19 protein-coding genes and 1 tRNA gene are annotated in these 19,489 nt (G+C 60.4%); 18 read left to right on the forward strand and 2 right to left on the reverse strand.

What is annotated here, in order from left to right; all coding sequences use genetic code 11:
• Positions 1 to 3 precede the first annotated feature (3 nt).
• The 7 genes from KF821_06750 (at position 4) to KF821_06780 (ending at position 8,071) form a co-directional block, all read left to right on the forward strand.
• Positions 4 to 1,005 (forward strand): glycosyltransferase family 2 protein, encoded by a 1,002-nt coding sequence (locus KF821_06750; protein ID MBX3005512.1) that lies wholly within the window; start codon positions 4 to 6, stop codon positions 1,003 to 1,005.
• A complete protein-coding gene (locus KF821_06755) occupies positions 986 to 1,939 on the forward strand; it encodes a flippase-like domain-containing protein (protein ID MBX3005513.1) in 954 nt (317 codons plus the stop codon). The genes KF821_06750 and KF821_06755 overlap by 20 nt, the downstream gene beginning before the upstream one ends.
• On the forward strand, positions 1,936 to 3,921 hold the full coding sequence (locus KF821_06760) for a hypothetical protein (protein ID MBX3005514.1): 1,986 nt from the start codon (positions 1,936 to 1,938) through the stop codon (positions 3,919 to 3,921). Before KF821_06755 ends, KF821_06760 begins: the two co-directional genes overlap by 4 nt.
• Positions 3,921 to 5,060 carry a glycosyltransferase family 4 protein gene (locus KF821_06765; GenBank protein ID MBX3005515.1) on the forward strand — a complete coding sequence of 380 codons (1,140 nt, stop codon included), beginning with the start codon at positions 3,921 to 3,923 and terminating at the stop codon, positions 5,058 to 5,060. The genes KF821_06760 and KF821_06765 overlap by 1 nt, the downstream gene beginning before the upstream one ends.
• Positions 5,061 to 5,064: 4 nt before the next feature.
• Positions 5,065 to 6,951 (forward strand): asparagine synthase (glutamine-hydrolyzing), encoded by a 1,887-nt coding sequence (gene asnB, locus KF821_06770; GenBank protein ID MBX3005516.1) that lies wholly within the window; start codon positions 5,065 to 5,067, stop codon positions 6,949 to 6,951.
• Positions 6,952 to 6,999: 48 nt separating this feature from the next.
• Positions 7,000 to 7,073, forward strand: a tRNA-Val gene (locus KF821_06775).
• Between the two features lie 266 nt (positions 7,074 to 7,339).
• Positions 7,340 to 8,071, forward strand: coding sequence for a hypothetical protein (locus KF821_06780; protein ID MBX3005517.1), 732 nt, complete (start codon positions 7,340 to 7,342; stop codon positions 8,069 to 8,071).
• Positions 8,072 to 8,253: 182 nt separating this feature from the next.
• Here the strand turns inward: KF821_06780 and KF821_06785 are convergent, their stop codons facing one another.
• Positions 8,254 to 8,652 carry a hypothetical protein gene (locus KF821_06785; GenBank protein ID MBX3005518.1) on the reverse strand — a complete coding sequence of 133 codons (399 nt, stop codon included), beginning with the start codon at positions 8,650 to 8,652 and terminating at the stop codon, positions 8,254 to 8,256.
• Positions 8,653 to 9,065: 413 nt separating this feature from the next.
• Between KF821_06785 and thrS the strand changes: the two genes are divergently transcribed.
• The 8 genes from thrS to KF821_06825 all read left to right on the forward strand — a co-directional run bounded on the left by thrS (position 9,066) and on the right by KF821_06825 (position 15,023).
• Positions 9,066 to 10,865 (forward strand): threonine--tRNA ligase, encoded by a 1,800-nt coding sequence (gene thrS / locus KF821_06790; protein ID MBX3005519.1) that lies wholly within the window; start codon positions 9,066 to 9,068, stop codon positions 10,863 to 10,865.
• A gap of 234 nt (positions 10,866 to 11,099) precedes the next feature.
• Complete coding sequence (locus tag KF821_06795) at positions 11,100 to 11,462, forward strand: hypothetical protein (protein ID MBX3005520.1); 363 nt, start codon at positions 11,100 to 11,102, stop codon at positions 11,460 to 11,462.
• A 1-nt stretch (position 11,463) separates the two neighbouring features.
• A complete protein-coding gene (locus tag KF821_06800; protein MBX3005521.1) occupies positions 11,464 to 11,877 on the forward strand; it encodes a hypothetical protein in 414 nt (137 codons plus the stop codon).
• The gene (locus tag KF821_06805) at positions 11,877 to 12,323 is read left to right on the forward strand and encodes a hypothetical protein (GenBank protein MBX3005522.1); all 447 of its coding nucleotides are present in this window, start codon (positions 11,877 to 11,879) and stop codon (positions 12,321 to 12,323) included. The genes KF821_06800 and KF821_06805 overlap by 1 nt, the downstream gene beginning before the upstream one ends.
• Before the next feature lie 2 nt (positions 12,324 to 12,325).
• On the forward strand, positions 12,326 to 12,571 hold the full coding sequence (locus KF821_06810; protein ID MBX3005523.1) for a glutaredoxin family protein: 246 nt from the start codon (positions 12,326 to 12,328) through the stop codon (positions 12,569 to 12,571).
• Positions 12,572 to 12,760: 189 nt separating this feature from the next.
• On the forward strand, positions 12,761 to 13,051 hold the full coding sequence (locus tag KF821_06815; GenBank protein ID MBX3005524.1) for a DMT family protein: 291 nt from the start codon (positions 12,761 to 12,763) through the stop codon (positions 13,049 to 13,051).
• 31 nt (positions 13,052 to 13,082) lie between these two features.
• Positions 13,083 to 14,318, forward strand: a complete 1,236-nt coding sequence (locus tag KF821_06820; GenBank protein MBX3005525.1) for an alcohol dehydrogenase catalytic domain-containing protein — start codon at positions 13,083 to 13,085, stop codon at positions 14,316 to 14,318.
• A 219-nt stretch (positions 14,319 to 14,537) separates the two neighbouring features.
• Complete coding sequence (locus tag KF821_06825; GenBank protein ID MBX3005526.1) at positions 14,538 to 15,023, forward strand: hypothetical protein; 486 nt, start codon at positions 14,538 to 14,540, stop codon at positions 15,021 to 15,023.
• 28 nt (positions 15,024 to 15,051) lie between these two features.
• On the opposite strand, the gene KF821_06830 is transcribed toward KF821_06825, so the two are convergent.
• Positions 15,052 to 16,404 (reverse strand): FAD-dependent oxidoreductase, encoded by a 1,353-nt coding sequence (locus KF821_06830; GenBank protein MBX3005527.1) that lies wholly within the window; start codon positions 16,402 to 16,404, stop codon positions 15,052 to 15,054.
• 126 nt (positions 16,405 to 16,530) lie between these two features.
• On the opposite strand from KF821_06830, the gene KF821_06835 reads away from it, so the two are divergent.
• The 3 genes from KF821_06835 to acpS are packed head-to-tail and all read left to right on the forward strand — an operon-like array spanning position 16,531 to position 19,456.
• On the forward strand, positions 16,531 to 17,814 hold the full coding sequence (locus tag KF821_06835; protein ID MBX3005528.1) for an insulinase family protein: 1,284 nt from the start codon (positions 16,531 to 16,533) through the stop codon (positions 17,812 to 17,814).
• Positions 17,814 to 19,097, forward strand: a complete 1,284-nt coding sequence (locus KF821_06840) for an insulinase family protein (protein ID MBX3005529.1) — start codon at positions 17,814 to 17,816, stop codon at positions 19,095 to 19,097. Before KF821_06835 ends, KF821_06840 begins: the two co-directional genes overlap by 1 nt.
• A complete protein-coding gene (acpS, locus tag KF821_06845) occupies positions 19,094 to 19,456 on the forward strand; it encodes a holo-ACP synthase (GenBank protein ID MBX3005530.1) in 363 nt (120 codons plus the stop codon). The genes KF821_06840 and acpS overlap by 4 nt, the downstream gene beginning before the upstream one ends.
• The last annotated feature ends 33 nt before the right edge of the window (positions 19,457 to 19,489 follow it).

The raw sequence follows: 19,489 nt of genomic DNA on the forward strand, positions 1-19,489 counted from the left end.
AAGATGCCACCTACTAAAAAGAAATCCTCTATTTCAAAAGCCAGCCCTGTGTGGGTCTCTGTGGTTGTGCCGGTGTACAACGAAGTAAAAAACGTACCCCTGCTACACCAGAAGATCAAAGCCGCCATGCAAGCTGCCAAGTACCGCTGGGAATTGGTGCTGGTGGATGATGGTAGCTCGGATGGTAGCTTGCAAGCCATGGAAGTGCTGGCGGCGCGTGATCAAAAGCACACCCGCGTGGTGGCCCTGCGGCGCAATTTTGGCCAAACCGCGGCCATCTCGGCTGGTATTGATTTTTCTTGTGGCGAGATCATCGTCTTGATGGATGGTGACTTGCAAAATGACCCCGACGACATTCCCAAGCTGCTGGCCGAGATCGAAAAGGGCTTTGACGTGGTGAGCGGTTGGCGCAAGTACCGCAAAGACAATTTCATCACGCGCACTTTTCCTTCGATGGTGGCTAACGCGCTGATCTCGAAAGTGACCGGGGTGAAGTTGCATGATTACGGGTGCACGCTCAAAGCGTACCGCCGTGAAGTGCTGACCGGCTTCCGCTTATATGGCGAGATGCACCGTTTTATTCCCGCCTATGCCGGTTATGTAGGCGCCACGATCACGGAGGTGCCGGTACAGCACCATCCACGCAAATACGGCTCCAGCAAGTATGGCTTGGAGCGCACGGTCAAAGTGGTGCTGGATCTGTTCACCGTGAAATTCTTGAGCGGCTATGTAAACAAGCCGATCTATCTGTTTGGCGGGGTGGGCCTCGGGTTAAGTGGCATCGGCTTCCTGGGCCTGCTGTTTCTGTTTGTGCGCAAGCTGCTCTATAGCACGGGTGTGGTGGATTCGCCGATCTTTATTCTTAGCGCGTTGCTATTTGCGATTGGGATCCAATCGGTGCTGCTGGGCTTGATCGCCGAAATGATGGTGCGCACCTATCACGAGTCGCAATCCAAGCCGATTTACCGCGTACGCTACGTAATCAATGAGCTCCCGGAGCGCTAAGCCTCATCCACCGCTGGCGCGCCTGAGTTGGTGGCGCGTACTCTCCACCGCGGCGGCATTGTTGTTGATGGTGTATCTGCTGCGCCAGCATTGGGCAGAGATCACCGAGGCGATCACGCGCATCCAGCCAGCACGCTTTGCTTTGGCCCTGGGGCTGATGCTGGTTTCGCGCCTGGCGGTTTCGGGCCGCTGGCATGTGCTGCTGCGCGGCGCGGGCATTCCGATCACCTGGCGCCAGAGCATACGCATCACCCTGGCGGGCTTGTTCGCCGGCAATTTTTTGCCCACCACGGTAGGCGGGGATGTGGCCCGGCTGGCGGGGGCGATCCAGCTTGGTTTTGATTCGGCGGTGGCGGCCGCCTCGTTGGTGGTAGACCGCCTGGTGGGGATGTTGGGCATGGCCTTGGCGATGCCGCTGGGGCTGCAAAAATTGCTCAGCGCGGGCGCCTGGCCGGCGGCGGGGCAGACCGGCTGGCTGGCGGCGCTAAGCTGGCCCGGCCGAATCGCCGGCTGGCTGCGCGCCGCGCGGCAGCGCGTGTGGGATGCGGTGCGCTTGTGGCTCACCCGGCCGCGCGCCCTGGCGGCCTCGTTGGGCTTCACCTTGCTGCACATGCTGTGCCTGTTCGCCGCCATGTACATCTTGCTGGCGGATCTGCACGATCCCCTTTCTTTTTGGACGATCGCCGGCTTGTGGAGCCTGGTCTATATCATCACGCTGGTGCCTTTCACCATCAATGCGCTGGGCCTACAAGAGATCAGTATCACTTTTGCCTTCAGCCAGCTTGGCGGCGTATCCGAGCCGCATAGCTTGATGTTCGCCGTGCTGGTGCGCTTGCTGTTCATGCTGGCTAGCCTGCCCGGGGCGCTATTTTTGGCGGACGTCTTGCCCAGCCTGGCAAAAGCCGAGCCGCTATCGAAAAAGATCGGCCAATGAAGTCTGTGCGCTTTTCGTTTGCTTCGCTAGATGCCGTATTGGCGCTGAAACTCAGCTTGCCACTTCTGGCGCTGCTGGTGTGGGGTGCCACGGTTCAGTTTGGCGCGCAGATCACCGCGCTGGAGCTGATCGTCACCTCGGCGCGTTTTCGCAGCGCATACTGGGCTTTGCAGGGCCTGGCCTTGCTGTTGGCGGCGCTGAGTGTGTTCGCCTGGGCCGGCGGCGCCGGGCGGCTGCTGGTCGGCCTGCAGGCCGGCCAAGCGCGCCTGGTGCGGGTGCGGCCGCTGGCGTTAGGTATGTTCCTGGCCGCGGGCATAGCGCTGCCGCTGCTACTATTTGGTTTTTACGGCAACTTTTTGCTTAGCACCTATCCTCGGCTGCTGGCCTTTGTAGCCTTTTGGCTGCTTGGCACCAGTGGGCTGGCTGCCTGGCGCCTGGCGTCTTGGCGCTCGCAAGCGTTGCCGGCGGCATTGATCCTGGCGAGCGTGTACTGTGCCGCCACGTTTCTAAACCTGGTCAGTACCTATCCCTTTTCCTTGGAATGGTCTGAGGTCAGCCGTTTTTATCAGGCCTCGTTTTACTTTAGTGAGAAGGTATATGGCGTGAAGTTACCTTTACCGGTAACCCATCCCACGCGCTATTTATTGCAGTCGCTACCTTTTGTGCTGTCCAACTCGCCCCTGTGGTTGCATCGCTTATGGCAGGCCGTGTTGTGGATCGTGCTGCCTTTGCTCACTAGCGTGCTGCTGGTGCGGCGGCTTAAGCTCGGCCCCTGGCGTGGCGCGCTGATCTTGTGGTTCTTCCTTTATCTGATGCAGGGTGCGGTGTTCTACCACTTGCTGCCCTGCATCTTTATCGTGCTGTGGGGCTTTGATGCCCAGCGGCCCTGGCGCAGCCTGGCTTGGGTGGTGCTGGCTTCGGCGTGGGCTGGGTTGAGCCGCGTAAATTGGCTACCGGTGCCGGGTGCGCTGGCCGCCATGCTCTATGTGCTCGAGACGCCTTGGCCGCAGGCCAACCCCCCCTTCTGGCGGTACCTGCTCACTCCGTTGGCGCTGGGCGCGGCCGGCTTGCTCTCGGCGGCCGGCGCCTACGCGCTGTACATTGCCAACTCCGGCGTAGAGGATGCTAGCCAGTTCGGCTCAGCCTTCACCTCGGATCTGCTGTGGCAGCGCCTGTGGCCGAGCGAACAGTTCCCTCTGGGGGTCTTGCCAGGGATCGTGCTAGTCTCTGCTCCCTTGCTGTTGCTGCTGTGGCAGCGCAGCCGCCAGCCGCAACGCGCCCTGGGCTTTGGGCGCGCCAGCTTGATCTTGGTCATTCTGGCGGTGCTATTTGCAGGCGGCCTGGTGGTGAGCGTCAAGATTGGCGGCGGTACTAACTTGCACAATATGGATGCTTACATGGTGCTACTGGGCGTGCTGGCGGCCTACTTCCTGGCCGGGGCGTACGCGCCTCAAGCTGGCGAGATCCAACCGTTGCAGGTGCCTGCCGGGCTGACCCTGCTGGCGGCGGCTGTGCCGGTCGTGTTGGCGTTGTTATTCAACGGCGCGCCGCTCAACCTGCCGGCGCGCGCGCAGGCCGAAGCAGCCTTGAGCGAGATCCAACAATTGGTGGCCGAGCAGACCGCTCAAGGCCACGAGGTATTGTTCATTTCGCAGCGCCAATTGGTTACCTTTCACATGGTGGATGCTCCGCTGGTGCACGAATATGAAAAACTCTTCTTGATGGAAATGGCCATCTCGAGCAATGACCCCTATCTGGCGCGTTTCCGCGATGGGTTGGAAGATCACCGCTTTGGATTGATCATCACCGATCCGTTGCATGACTATATCTATAGTGATGATCAAGACGATCTGGCGGCGGAGAACAATGCCTGGGTGCGCCAAGTGTCTGTGCCGGCGCTGTGTGCCTATGAGACGCTGAAGCGCTACCCCGAACTGGGCATCGAGATCCTGCAGCCGCGCATTCCCAAATGTACTGACTGATGGCGGCGCAACATATTCTGATCCTCAACAGTGAATACCCGCCGATCGGCGGCGGCGCCGGGAACGCCAGCGCCCAGGTGGCGCGCCATTTGGCGCAGTTGGGCCGCCAGGTCACCGTGCTGACGGCGCGCTTTGCCGATCTGCCGCATGACGAAGAACAGGATGGCGTGCGCGTGGTGCGCTTGCCGGCTCTGCGCGCCCAACAAGATCGCTCTGGCTCACTGGAGCAGATCTCGTTCCTGCTCTCGGCGGCGATTCTCGGGCTGCCCTGGTTGCTGCGGCTGCGCCCGCAGGCGGTGCTGGCCTTCTTCGGCGCTCCCAGCGGGCTAGCCGCCTGGTTTTGGTCGCTATTTGTGGCCGTGCCGTACATCGTTAGCTTGCGCGGCGGGGACGTGCCCGGTTTCCGCCCCTACGATTTTGCCCGCCAACATCGTCTGCTGGCACCTTGGCTGCGCCGCGTGTGGCGCCGTGCACATGCCGTGGTGGCCAATAGCCAGGGCTTGCATGATTTGGGGGCGCGCTTTGAGCCGCAGGTGCCGATCGCCATCATCCCCAACGGCGTGGATGCTGAGCGCTTCCAGGTGGCCGATCGCCAGTGGGCCCCGGCCCGCCTGTTGTTTGTTGGCCGGGTGGTGTACCAAAAAGGGATCGATCTATTGCTGGCTGCGCTGGCGGGCTTGACCACGCCAGAGTGGCACCTGACGATCGTAGGTGACGGCCCGCGCCGTGCCGAGCTGGCGGCCCAGGCCGAACAACTGGGAATCGCCCCGCGCGTCAATTTTGCCGGCTGGAAGAGCGGCGCCGAGCTGGCAGCTGCGTATGCACAAGCCAATTTATTTGCCTATGCCTCGCGCCATGAGGGCATGCCCAACGCACTGCTGGAGGCGATGGCCAGCGGCCTGCCGGCGGTGGCCACACGTATTGCCGGCAACGAGGAGCTGGTGGTACCGGGCGAAACCGGCCTGTTAGTCCCCGCGGAGGATGTGGCTACCCTGCGCGGCGCGCTGGCTACGCTGATGGCTGACCCGGCACAACGCCAGCGCTATGGGGCGGCGGCGCGCAAGCGCGCCCAGACACGCTATAGTTGGCAGGCCGTGGCCCAGCAGTACGCAGCTTTGCTGGACCAGGCGACGGAGTAAACCCATGTGTGGCATTTGTGGCATTGCAGACGGGAGCGGACGCAGCCTGGATCAGGCGGCGTTGCATCAGCTTAATACCGCGCTGGCCCACCGCGGCCCGGATGGTGAGGGGTATTACGAGCACAAGGGCGTCGGCTTGGGGATGCGCCGCCTGGCGATCATCGATGTAGCTGGCGGTGACCAGCCTATCTTTAACGAAGATCAATCGCTTGCGATAGTGTTCAATGGCGAGATCTACAGCTACCAGCATCTGCGCGCGAGGTTGCTGCAGCGCGGCCACCAGTTACGCACCAACAGTGATACCGAGTGCATCGTCCATCTCTATGAAGAAGAAGGCCCGGCTTGCTTGCGCCACTTGCGCGGCATGTTCGCACTGGCCCTGTGGGATGAAGGGCGCCAACGGCTCATGCTGGCGCGTGACCGCTTGGGCAAGAAGCCGATCTTCTACACCATCCAAGATGGCAAGCTGTATTGGGCGGCTGAGCTTAAGCCGCTGTTGAGCGTGCTGCCGCGCCAGCCCGAAGTAGAGCTGGCGGCGATCGATCAGTACCTAAGCCTGCAATACATCCCTGAACCTTACACGGCCTACCAAGGCGTGTATAAGCTGCCCGCCGCCAGCTACGCTATTTGGGAGCGCGGCGCGCTGCAGATTGAGCGCTACTGGGAGCCGGACTTCGAGCCCAAGTATACAGCCAGCGAAGCCGAGCTGAGCGCTGAGCTGCGCGAGATCGCCGCCGAGGCCGTGCGCCTGCGCCTAATCAGTGAGGTGCCCTTGGGCGCCCACCTGAGCGGCGGGATTGATTCCAGCATTGTTGTGGCGCTGATGGCCGAAGCCAGCCATGGCGCGGTCAAGACCTTCTCGGTAGGCTTTGAAGAGAGCAAATTCTCTGAGCTACCACTGGCGCGCCAAGTGGCTGAGCGCTACGGCTCAGAGCACCACGAGTTCATGCTCACTTTTGGTGACATCCCCACTACGCTCGAAACCCTGCTACAGCATTTTGGCGAGCCCTTCGCTGACCCTTCGGCCTTGCCGCTGTATCACCTCTCGCGGCTCACCCGTGAGCATGTGACCGTGGCGCTGAATGGTGATGGTGGTGACGAGTCCTTCGCTGGCTACCCGCGCTACTGGCTCGATCCGCTGGCGGATCGCTATCTGCGTTTGCCAGCCGCGGTCACACGCCGCATGGTGCCGGCGCTGGCTGGCGCTCTACCGGATGCGGCTGACCGCCCGGTGGGCCGCGGGCTGACTAATGGCATCAAGCGTCTGCCGCAACTCACCCAGGTAGATGCGCGGGCCAGCCTGCTGCGCTGGTCGTCTTACTTTAGCGTGGCACAAAAGGCTGCATTGTGGCAGCCCGGCCCGGCTGCTGGCTTGAATTTACATCAAGCTGAACAGGATATGGCCGCGGTATATGCTGCTGCGCCGGCGCGCACCCGGCTGGATCGAACGCTATACACTGATATCAAGACCTACCTGCCCGGTGGCCTGTTAGTGAAAGCAGACCGTATGACCATGGCCCATGGGCTCGAGGGGCGCTCGCCTTTCCTCGATCACATGTTGGTGGAGTGGGCGGCGCGCCTGCCGGTGCGCTATAAGCTGCGCGGCCGCCAGGGCAAGTATTTGCTGCGCAAGACTTTTGCCGATAAGCTGCCGGCGGAGGTGCTGGCGCACGGCAAGCAGGGCTTTGGCATCCCGGTGAATGCCTGGCTGCGCGGCCCGCTGGAAGGCTGGCTGCGTGAGCTCTTGCTGGGGCCGGATGCGCCGTTGGCGGGCTGGTTCCAGCGAGATGCGCTGGTGGCCCTGATCGCCGAGCACCAGGCCGGCAAGCAAGACCACGGCAAGCGTCTGTGGGCACTGGCTTGCCTGGCGTTGTGGAAGCGCAACGCCTGAAAAGACGGTATCCCCACTCCCGGGGATTCGGTATAATTGATTTTCTACGGGCGCGTAGCTCAGCTGGTTAGAGCGTTGCGTTGACATCGCAAAGGTCGTAGGTTCGAGTCCTATCGTGCCCACAGTTTTACAAAAGACCCCGTGTGGGTCTTTTTTGTTGAGCCGCAAGCAGCCTTCACGCACTGATTGACCCTACAGTCTTTTTTCTGCTAGAATGCTGGCACGCATGAACAAGCACGCAGGGTACGTGTACGTCTATTATTACGCCGAGACCACTCCGGCTGCTTTGCCCTGCGTTCAACTGGAAGACTAGTTTAGAAAAACAGACTTGTAACCCCAAAGACCACAGGCTAGCAGCCTGTGGTCTTTTTGTTTGCCTGGAGGAAACATGGCATTGCCACGCAGTGAAGTTGTGTCGGTACGGCGGCGCGAAATGGCGTTTAGCGAGGAACAGAATGCGGTATGGCAGCAGCTGTATGCGCGCCAGCTGCCGAATGTGCAGCAATTTGCTTGCCGCCAGTATCTGCAGGGATTGGAGCTGCTTGCCCTGCCCGCCGAACATATCCCGCAGCTCAAAGATCTGAACGCCGTGATCACGCCGCGCACGGGTTGGAGTACGGTGCGCACCACGGTACGCTATTCGGACGCGGTGCCCTGGTACCACCATTTCGCTAAACGCCAATTCCTCATCACGGATTACATGCGTGGCCGCCACGAGATGGACTTTACGCCGGAGCCGGACATGTTCCATGACATCTTTGGCCATTTACCATTTATGGTGCTGCCGGAATACACCGCTTTGCAAGATCTGTTCGCCCCCGCTTTTTTGCGGGCTAGCGCCGCGCAGCGCGAGAACATCAAACGCCTTGCCTGGTTCAGCACTGAGTTCGGATTGATCCAGCAGGCTGGTGAGATCAAGATTTTTGGCGCGGGGTTAATGTCTTCGTTTGGTGAGATCCAACATGTCATGGCCGGCAAAACCCCCCTGCGGCCGTTCAGCGTGGCGAATGTGATCGGCTACGAAAAAGCGATCTATACGTTTAATGAAGTGCTGTTCGTGATCGAGTCGATCGAGGCATTGCAAACCGAGCTGGCTGCCTACTTCGATAGCCTGGGATAAGTGTGCCCGTGCAAGAGTGCATGCTGGATGGTGCTTACTACCAGCAATGAAGCGCCGCTCCAGAACGCAGATGCGCGCCCTGTGCGAGCAATCATCGTCGCGCAACAGGAAGAGATCGATCCTATGAGGGCGTACGGGCACAGCCTAACCGCGCGCTTGGCTGGTAGCATAGCATTGCGGCCTCACGCGCGGTGCGAGGCTGGTTCCGTCGTCGCGCTTTTTGATAACAGCGCCAGCGTGCGCAACAACCCGCCCAATGGCCCAAAGGGCAGATTGAAGCCTAGCCAATAAGCCAGCTCAAAGGGCAACAGGGCAAAGGCCAGCCAGCGCCCGGCGGGCTTGTTAGCCCACAGCAGCCAGCCGCAGGCCACCTCAACTGCACACACCAGCACGAAGCCAGCGATCAGCGGCCAACTGGTGAACAGGCCGAACTGTTCAAAGAAGCGGCTAGTTTCATGGGTGGGGAAGCCCATTAAACGCCAGGCGAAGCCATAGCGGGCGAAGTACCAGCTGCCGTAGGCGGCGGGCAGCCCAAAACCGAGCCCGCTGAGGATGGCCAGCATTGCGGCGAACGTACGCATGCCTCAGTGTACTTGCTCGCGGGCTGTGTGCGCCGTATAATCTATGTACAGCTAAATAACCGCATTGACCGGGACGAGTAGCTGAACCCGTTGCCACCAGGAAGCCGAGGCCACTGACTGAAAGCCTTGGCTGGCAGCCTTCAGCAAAAACCCCCCGCGAGCGGTGAGCCGGAACGTTGCGCAACCCTGCGCAGCCAATAAGGTGAACGGGTGCTCCCGATACAGGGCAATCGAGATAGTCGAGCCAGTCTGCTAGTCACTTGGTCGGCTAAATTAGGTGGAACCGCGGACGAACAGTTCGCCCTAAAAACACGGGCGAGCTGTTTTTGTTTAACTCTCCAGCACTGCATGACCGATCAGCAGACTAACCGACCCGTTGTCCGATTGACTAGTCGACTAATAGACGAGGTTTTATGGCAAAGCAACAAGAGAAGTACGAAGATTCACAACTCTACAAGATCCGCCACTCGGCCGCGCACATCATGGCCCAGGCGGTCAGTGAGCTGTTTGCCCCTGGCGAAGCTAAAGTGGCCATCGGCCCGCCGATCGAGGATGGCTTCTACTATGATTTTGACTTGCCGCGCGCGCTGACCCCAGAAGACTTTCCAGCCATCGAGCAGCGCATGCGTGAGATCATCGCGGGCAATTTTGCATTTCAAAAACGCGTCGTCTCGGCGGATGAGGCTCGCCAGGAATTCAAAGATCAGCCGTACAAGCTCGAACTGATTGAGGGCCTGGACAAAGGCGGCTTTGATGAGAACGGCGAACCGCTAAAGACCAAACCGGAGATCTCGTTCTATACCCATGATGGCTTTACCGATTTGTGCCGCGGCCCGCATGTGGCCAGCACCCAGGCCATCGCCGCAGATGCGTTCAAGCTGATGAGCATCGCCGGCGCCTATTGGCGTGGTGACGAAGCTAATAAGCAATTGCAGCGCGTCTATGGCACGGCCTGGGAGAACGCCGAACAGTTGGCCGATTACCTCTGGCGCCAGGAGGAAGCCAAAAAGCGCGATCATCGCAAGCTGGGCAGAGAGCTTGGCCTGTTCCACTTCGCTGAGGATGTGGGCCCTGGCGTGCCGCTCTTTACCCCCAAGGGCGAGATGTTGCGCCATCTGATGGAGGGCTATGTGCGTGACGTACAAACGCGCTATGGCTACCAGCACGTTTGGACCGGGCACATCGTCAAGGAAGACCTGTACAAAAAATCCGGGCACTACGAAAACTACAGCGATGTCATGTTCCCGCCGATGGTGGATGAGGATGTGACCTTTCGCTTGAAGCCGATGAACTGCCCCAGCCATATGACCCTGTATAACGAGATGGGGCTGCACTCCTATCGTGAGCTGCCGCTGCGCTTTGGCGAATTTGCCACCCTGTATCGTTACGAGAAATCCGGCGAGCTTTCTGGCCTGGCGCGCGTGCGCGCCCTCACCCAAGATGACTGCCATATCTTTTGCACGCCCGAGCAGATCGAGGCCGAATTCACCCTGGCGCTTAATCTGATCCGTGAGGTGCTTGATCGTTATCACTTCTCGGATTACAGCGTACGCCTCTCGCTCAAGGGTGAAGAGGGCAAGTATGTGGATGATGCCGATAAATGGGCGCGCGCCGAACAGGCACTGCGTGCCGCACTGGATAAGAACAACGTGGAGTATTGGGAAGCTGAAGGCGAAGCCGCTTTCTATGGCCCCAAGGCCGACTTCATTGCCAAAGATGTGCTCGGGCGCGAATGGCAACTGTCAACCATCCAGGTCGATTTCATCCAGCCGGCACGCTTGGGCTGCACCTACATCGGCGAAGACAACAAGGAGCACACGCCGGTCTTGCTGCACCGCGCCGTAACCGGTACCACCGAGCGCTTCATGGCTACGATCATTGAGCATTTCGCTGGGGCCTTCCCCGTGTGGTTGGCGCCAGTGCAGGCCACGCTGATCCCGATCGCCGACCGCCATGTGGAGTTTGCCCAGCAGGTGGCTACCCAGCTGCGCGGCGCCGGCCTGCGCGTGGAGGTGGATGCCGGTAATGAGCGCATGGGTGCCAAGATCCGCCTGGCCCAATCGCAAAAGGTGCCCTACATGCTTGTGATGGGTGACAAAGAAGTCGAGGCGGGCGCCGTGGCGGTGCGCCTGCGCTCCGGTGAAGACCTGGGGGCGCTGCCCGTGGCTGAATTTGTGGCGCGCGCCCAAGCCGATATCAGCGCAGGCAACTAACTGATCATAAAAAAAGTGGGCGGCTAGCCGCCCACTTTATGTTTAACCAGGGGCCATACTATAATCAACCTGCCTCGATCAACGGGCGCGGCAAAGCGGCGCTCTGCTATTCCACAAGAGAAAGGGGTTGTTATCCCGTAGCCCAAACCATTTTTCGATTGCCAGCCATAGCGCTCCGTCTGGCTATGGTCGTTTTGATGTGTGGACTGTCAAAAAATTGGAGACCCAGAGACTATGAAGCCGGTTGATTTGCTGGATGGTTTGGTTTACAAGGATGAAGCCCCCAATGCCCAACCCCTGGTTTCGGATGAGAGCGGCCGCGTCATGCGCTTTACGCTTAAGCCCGGCCAGACGCTCAAGCCGCACCGCGGCCCCAAGATCGCGCTGCTGATGATCGTGTTGCAAGGCCGCGGCCTCTTCCGCGGCGAAGAGGATACGCCGCAAGAGTGCGGCCCCGGCACCATGCTGGTCTTCGACGTCGAGGAGCTGCACGGCGTGCAGGCGCTGGATGAAGAGCTGGTCTTTCTGGCGATCCTGCGCCAAACGCCCAACCCCCAACCGCTGCCGCATGGCAGCCCCGTGATCCAAGTTCACTAAGATGCCACCTGTTACGCGTGCCTTCATCAAGGCTTCGCTGCTTTACCTGGTGCTGGCGTTGGCCCTGGCCGTCTTTCAGACGGCCCAGGGCCGCCTGGGCCTGGATCTGCCCGGCCTCTCGGCGGTGTACTTTCACCTGTTTTTGGTGGGCTGGGTCACGCAAATGATCATGGGCGTGGGCCATTGGTTCTTCCCGAAATACAGCCAGCAGTTGCCGCGTGGCCGTGAAAACCTGGCCTGGGCCAGCTTTGCCTTGCTCAACCTGGGCTTGCTGCTGCGCGCGGTGGCCGAGCCGGCGCAGGCGTTGCAGCCCGGCGCAGTGTGGAATGCGGCCCTGCTGCTTTCGGCGCTCACCCAGTGGTTGGGTGGCTTGCTGTTTGTGATCAACGCCTGGCCGCGCATTAAGGAGCGCTGATGCCGCGCCTAAGCGTGATTGGCGTGCGCCTGGCCCTGCTGTATTTCTTGTTGGGCATCACCTGTGGGGCACTCTTGCTGATCAACAAAGCCTATCCTTTGCATCCAGCGGTGTGGGGCCTTTTGCCGTTGCATATCGAATTCTTGTTGAGTGGCTGGATCGTGCAATTGGTGTTTGCCATCGCCTACTGGATCTTTCCACGCTATATCCACGAGCCCAAGCGCGGCCATCCTCACTTGGCCTGGGCCGCCCTGGCACTGCTCAACGCAGGCATCTGGGTATTGGCCGCGGTCAGCTTGGCGGCGTTGGCGCCGCAGCAAGCCCTCCTGGGGCGCGGCCTGCAGGTGGCGGCGATGTTGCTGCTGGCCGCCAGCCTGTGGGGGCGCGCCAAACCCACCGAAACCGGCCTCGCCCGCGCCGCGGCTCAAAAATCCACCCAGGAGTAAGCATGCCTACGATTGTGATCTACGGTGCGCAGGATTGTGACGACACCCAGCGCACACGCAACTACCTGACCGTTCACAACATCCCTTTTGACGAAGTGGATATTGCTCAGGATGCGCAGGCCGAGCAATTTGTGATCTTTATCAATCGCGGCTATCGCAGCACGCCCACTTTAGTGATCGGCGAGGGCCAGCGCAAGCTGATCCTCACCGAGCCCAGCGATGAACAGCTAGCCGCCGAGTTGGCCTAAAAAGCCGGAGCAAATCGCTCCGGCTTTTTCTTTTAATCCATCGTGATTTGCGAACGAGTACAATGCCTGATGTAGCGCCGCAGGATGGCGTATCTGCCCCTCCCCCAACAAACATCCCTAAAAAGATTTTTTGCGAAAGGTTCTGCCTGTATGTTAACGGTTGCCTTGTTGCTTGCTTCGAATGTGTTTATGACCTTTGCCTGGTATGGCCACCTGAAATTCACTGAGGTGCCGATTTGGAAGGTGATCCTGGTGAGCTGGGGCATTGCCTTTTTTGAATACTGCCTGATGGTGCCGGCCAATCGCTTCGGATATGGTCAATTCAATGCCGTGCAACTCAAAACCATCCAAGAGATCATTACCCTGACGGTATTTTCGCTATTCTCGGTTTACTACCTCAAGGAAGAGCTGCGCTGGAACTATCTCGTGGGCTTTGTTCTGATCGTGGCTGCGGCGTACTTCGTTTTCAAGAAGTGGTGAGCAGGCCAGCACCTCTGGTACACTGCGAGCTATGAAAGCCGTCCAATTCAACTTCACGATCCCCCGCTACGCCCTTGGCTTGGCTGTGGCCAAACTGGCGCCTTCGCTACTGTGGAGCGGCCTGTCCTGCACCAGCATGCAAGAGGTGGCTGAACCCAGCTTCCCGACTGCCGAGTGGGTGCGCATCCGCACCCGCTTGGGTGGCATCTGCGGTACGGATCTGGGCACGATCTATTTGCATACCAGCCCCTACTTCTCGCCCTATAGTGATTTCCCCTTCACGTTTGGCCATGAGAATGTGGGCACAGTTTCCGAGGTAGGCAGCCAGGTCAAAGGGATCCAGCCGGGCGAACGTGTCATCGTTGAGCCCACTTTATGGTGCGCCCCGCGCGGCTACGCCAAAGACGAGTGGTGCGAATTTTGCGCCAAGGGCGAGATCAACCGCTGCCAACGCCGCAGCGGTGGCAAGCTGGCCCCGGGGATGTTCATTGGCTCCTCCAAAGACACCGGCGGTAGCTGGTCCGAAGCGTTTATTGCCCACCAGAGCCAGGTCTACCGCGTGCCTGATAACGTCAGCGATGAGAATGCCCTGATGGTAGAGCCGTTCTCTTGCGGTTTGCACACCGTGCTGATCGATATGCCCAGCGATGACGAAACCATCCTGATCCTCGGCGCCGGCACGATGGGCCTGGTGACGCTGGCCGCCTTACGTGCCTTGGGCAACCAGGCGCGCATTCTGGTTTCGGCGCGCTATCCCCACCAGGCCGAAGCGGCCCGCAAGCTAGGCGCCAGCGAAGTGCTCAGCGGGCGCGATCTGTATACCCAGATTGCCGAGCGCACCGGCGCCACGCTGCTCAAACCCACCATCGGGAAACTGGTGATGGAAGGCGGGGTAGACCGCGTCTACGAGTGCACTGGCAACGACAATTCACTGGATGATGCCAACCGCTTCACCAAGCGCGGTGGCACGGTGGTGTTGGTGGGCCTGCCTGGCCAGGCCAAAGGGATTGACTGGTCCGCCATCTTCACTCAGGAGTTGCGCGTACTGGCCGCCACCGAATACAGCCATGCGGACACCTACAAGGGCAAGACCTGGAAGACGTATGATCTGGCCCTTGATCTGATGGAAAAGGGCAAAGTAGACCTGGGGTGGATGGTGAGCCGCCGCTATGCCCTTGGCGACTACAAACAAGCCCTGGCCGATCTGGCCCAAAAGGGATCGCAAGGCATCATCAAAGCCGTTTTCGAATTTCCCAGCGCAAGCTGACGCCAAAAGACCGCCCCGAAGGCGGTCTTTTGGTTTAGGAGAGGAGAGAAAGATGAGCCGCTACTGCACAATCCCTGTCCCGCAACAGCGATTGCCACTCTAAGGAGGAGTTTGCGGCTGGTTCTAACTATCTAGGTTATAGCCCCTGGGTAGCCACTACAGTAGGGCAGATTGTCCCCAATAACAGGGTAGTTTGCCCTATGGAGTAGAATCGCCCGCATGGCACGCCTCTCCCCGCAACCGCCCCCCAAAGGCCCCAGCCGCACGCTCAAGAAGCGCCTGGGCCTGTTTGTTAGTCTATTGGGCTTGCTGGTGTTCCTGCTGGGCGCCACGCCGCAGGCGTTCGGCTTGGATCGCAGCCCAGTGGTAGGCTTCATCCAGATCACCGTGTTCAGCCTCGGGCTGGGCCTGTTGGGCTTGGGCGGCTACTTCACCCTGGATGCGTTGTGGCGGGATACCCCCAAAAACATCCCCGCCGATATTGGCATCCGCTTGGCCGGTACCGGCTATGTGATCGCGCTCACCTCAGGCCTGGCGGATGTATTTGGCCTGGGTACGCGGCCGCTGCCCTCGGTGCCCTTTTTTGGCTACTGGCAAGGGGCTGGCGTACTGATCGGCCAGCTCATCATGATCATTGGGTTTGTCATGTTTTCGCCCTACTGGGCGCGCCGCCCGCAAGCCAACAAACAAAAAAAGCGCCGTTAGGCGCTTTTTTTATCAATCGTGAGCTGGGCTAGCCAGCTTGCTCTAGTTGGCCCAAGCCGATGGCGTTGAGCATCGCTTCATTACTGGCAAACTTGAATTCGGGTAGCCCGTGTTCGGCGGCTTGGGCCGCTTCGATCTCCTCAAGCTTCAATAGGTCCGGCGTGCGCACGACGGGGTTGCTTAGTGTACGCAGCCGTGCTTCCAGCGCGGCCAGCGCACCGGCGCCCTGTGCGGGCTGGCTTTCCAGGTAGGCCAGCACGGCGTGGGCCGCCAGAGTGCCATCCTTGCGGGCGGCGCCTACGACGCCGGTACTGGCTTCGCGCGACCAGCCTGCCAGAAAGACTCCATCCACCGCTTGCTCGGTTGCAGGGTCATACGCCTCGTAGGAGTTCCCCTCCTCCGGGAAGCGCGGCTGCGGGTGCTTGGCAAAATCGCCCCAGCGATCCAAAGGCAGGCCGAAGTTGGCGTCTACCTTGTCACCGATGCAAAACACCACAGTATCCGCGGCGATCTCGCGGTAGGTGCCTTGCCCCTTGGCGCTGGTGCTGCCATCTTCACGCTGCACCAACAGAGTATCTTCCACTTCCAGGGCGCGCACCTTGCCTTGCCCATCGCCCACAATGCGATGCGGGGAGGCCAGGAAATCAAAGCGCATCGTCGATTCAGAGATCTTAGGGTCGGCGTGGCGCAGGGCGGAGAGGATAAAGTCTTTGCCTTCTTGCGGGTCTTGCCCCACCGCGGCCAGATTGGGCGCACAGCGGGCGATCTCGGCTTCCAGCGCGGCGACATCCAGATTGGCCGCCACCGATTCCATCTCTTTGCGGGTGAACTTTACATCGCCGGGGCCGCGGCGCACTACCGCCACCAGCTCCTGCACTTTGAGATCATGAATCGCCCAGCGAGCAATATCCAGCATGACGTTGCCGGCGCCGATGCACACTACGCGCTGCCCAATCGCAAATTCTTGCTGGCTGAAGGGGGGTAGGCGATTGTAGTGATACACCAGGTCTTTGGCATGGTAGACCCCTTGCAGGTCTTCCCCTTCCAGCCCCAGCCACTTGGTGCCCTGTGCCCCCACACATACCAGAATGGCGTCAAAGCCCATTGCCTGAATATCGGCCAGCGCCAAGGCACTGTCCTGCTCGATCTTGACATTGCCAAAGTAGGCAATCGTAGGCAGCGCCAACACCTGTGCAAACTGCTTGCGCAGCGCGGATTTCATTTTGTACTTATCGTGGTAGATGCCGTATTCGGCCAAACCGCCGGCCTTGATATCACGATTGATCAGGGCCACCTGCACGCCTGCGTTGGCAAGCTCACGTGCAGCAAACAAGCCGGCCGGGCCGGCGCCAATAACGGCAACAGTACGTGGAGTAGACATGCGCATCATTGTACGGCAGAGTATGGCCCGGCGCGGGGACAAACGCCTTTATTTCATAGGCAAAATGTCCAAAAGCTGGCTCGCTGTGCTATATTTTGCCCATCCTTTCATACGCTCCGTATTTCTATGCAACTGACTCAACATACCCTGCCTAACGGCCTCAAAGTTTTGCTCAAAGAAATTCATACCGCGCCCCTGGTGAGCCATTGGCTGTGGGTGCGCGTCGGCTCGCGGGATGAACGCCCCGGCCTCAGTGGCGTTTCGCACTGGGTGGAGCACATGCAATTCAAGGGCACGGCCATGTTCCCGGCGGGTGAGCTCGACAAAACCATCTCGCGCGATGGCGGCTTTTGGAACGCCATGACCTATATCGATTGGACGGCGTATTTTGAAACCATGCCGTCTGACAAGATCGATCTGGCGCTGCGGCTGGAAGCGGACCGCTTTGTGAATAGCCAGTTTGACCCCAAAGAAGTCGATTCTGAGCGCACGGTGATCATGTCGGAACGCCAGGGCAATGAAAACAGCCCGATGTTCCTGCTGGATGAGGATGTGCAGCAGGCTGCGTTTGACCTGCATCCCTACAAGCACGAAGTCATCGGCTATATGGCTGACCTAAAAACCATTACACGCGATGATCTTTTTAACCATTACAAGCACTTTTACGTGCCCAGCAATGCGGTTTTGGCAGTGGCCGGCGATTTTGACACCGCCCGCATGCTGGCGCGCATCGAGGAGCTGTACGCCGCCGTGCCCGCTGGCCCCGCGCCGCAGCGCGTGGCGGCCGAAGAGCCTGCCCCGCAGCAGGAGCGCCGCGTGGTGACCCAGGGCCCCGGCGAAACAGTGTTCGTCAAGGCCGCCTACCGCTCGCTGCGCGCCACCGACCCCGATTTCTTCGCGCTCAGTGTGGCCGATAGCTTGTTGGCCGGCCCCAGCAACCTTAACCTGTTCAGTGGTGGCATCTCCAACAAAACCTCGCGCTTGTACCAGCGCCTGGTGGAGAAAGACCTGGCGGTGGGTGTGAGTGGCGGCCTGCAAGCGACGATCGATCCGTACCTCTACGACATCACCATTACTGTGCATCCCACTAGCAGTGCTGAAGCCGCCGTCGCCGCGCTGGATGATGAGATTAAGCGCCTGCAAGACCATGCCCCCAAGCCCGAGGAGTTGCAGCGGGCGGTGAAGCAGGCCAAAGCCCTGTTTGCCTATGGCAGCGAAAGCATCACCAACCAGGCGTTTTGGATGGGCTTCGCGGAGGTGTTTGACACTTACGCCTGGTTCGAGAGTTATCTGGAGCGCCTGGCGGCGGTGACGCCTGCCGATGTACAGCGTGCCGCCCAGCGCTACTTGCGCCCCGAGCGGCGCGTGGTGGGCGTGTACCAGCCGGATGGCAGCCCGGAGGCAGAATGATGCACGCTTCGGCAATCCCAGGAGCTGATGACATTACGCGGGTGGTGCTGGCCAACGGCATCGTGGTGCTGGCGCGTGAGAACCCCAACTCCAAAGCCGTCACCGTACGCGGCTCAGTGCTGGCCGGCGGCTTGCTCGACCCTGATGACAAGCTGGGCCTGGCGGATTTCACCGCCTCGATGCTGATGCGCGGCACGGCCCAACGTGATTTCCAAACCATTTACGATTCGCTCGAATCGATCGGCGCCAGTTTTGGCTTCAACAGTGGCACGCACACCACCGGCTTCGGCGGGCGTTCGCTGGCCGAAGACTTCGGGCTCTTGTTGCAACTGGGGCGTGAAGCCCTGCTCAGCCCCGTTTTCCCTGAGGGGCATGTGGAGAAGGTGCGCGCCCAACTGCTCACCGGGCTTTCGCTGCGCGCCCAGGATACGCGTGACATGGCTTCGCTCATGTTCGATGAGATGGTCTACGCCGGCCACCCGTATGCGCGCGCCGACGAAGGCCACCCGGAGACCGTGGCGGCGATTTCGCAGGCCGACCTGGTGAATTTTCACCGGCAGAACTTTGGGCCGCGTGGCATGCTCATCGTGGTGGTCGGGGGCATCTCGGCCGGCCAGGCGGTGGAGCAGGTGCGCGCCGCCTTTGAGGACTGGCAAAACCCGCAGCAACCGGCGCCGGTGCAGTTGCCCGCCTGGCAACCGCTGGCCGGCCGCAGCTATCGCCGCCTTGAGATCGCTGGCAAGAGCCAGAGCGATCTGATCATCGGCACCGCCGGCCCGCTACGCAAAGACGCCGATTACATGGCTGCCTCGCTGGGCAACAACATCCTCGGCCGCTTTGGCATGATGGGCCGCGTCGGTGACTCGGTGCGCGAGAAGGCCGGCCTGGCCTATTACGCCTACAGTAGCTTGGGCGGCGGCCTGGGGCCGGATCCGTGGCTCGTGGCCGCCGGGGTCAACCCGGCCAATGAGGAACAAGCCACACAACTGATCTTCCAGGAGCTCGAACGCTTCACCAGCGAGCTGGTGAGCGAAGAAGAGCTCAGTGACAGCCAGTCGAATTACATTGGCAGTATGCCGCTCTCGCTGGAGAGTAACAGCGGGGTGGCCGATGCCTTGATGACCATTGAGCGCTTTGAACTCGGCTTGGATTACTACCGCCACTTCCCTGACGAAGTCAACGCGGTGACGCGCCAGAGCGTGCTGGAGGCGGCCCAGCGCTACCTGCAGCCCGAGCACATGGCGATTGCCGTGGCCGGGCCGGCGCGCCCTGAGGCGCTTTGAGCTTACGTACTGGCGTAGACCTGTTTGAGGTGCGCCGCCTGCGTGAGGCGGTGGAGCGCCATGGGGAGCGTTTTCTGCGGCGCATTTATACGCCGCGCGAACTGGAACAAATGAATGGCAACTTTGCTTCCCTGGCGGCCCGTTTTGCCGCCAAGGAAGCCGTAGCCAAGGCCTTGGGCACCGGCATCGGCGATCTGAGCTGGCTTGAGGTCGAGATCCTGCGTGGCGAGCGCAAGGAGCCGGTTTTGCAGCTGCACGGCGCGGCCCAACGCCTGGCGGATGGCCTGGCCATCACCAGTTGGTCGATCAGTATCAGCCACACCCGCGAGCACGTCATCGCCTTTGTCGTAGCCGTCTAGGTTACGCGCCTTTGGCTATATTCCCCGGCTTAT

The organism is Anaerolineales bacterium (assembly GCA_019637755.1).
Lineage (GTDB): Bacteria > Chloroflexota > Anaerolineae > Anaerolineales > UBA11579 > JAMCZK01.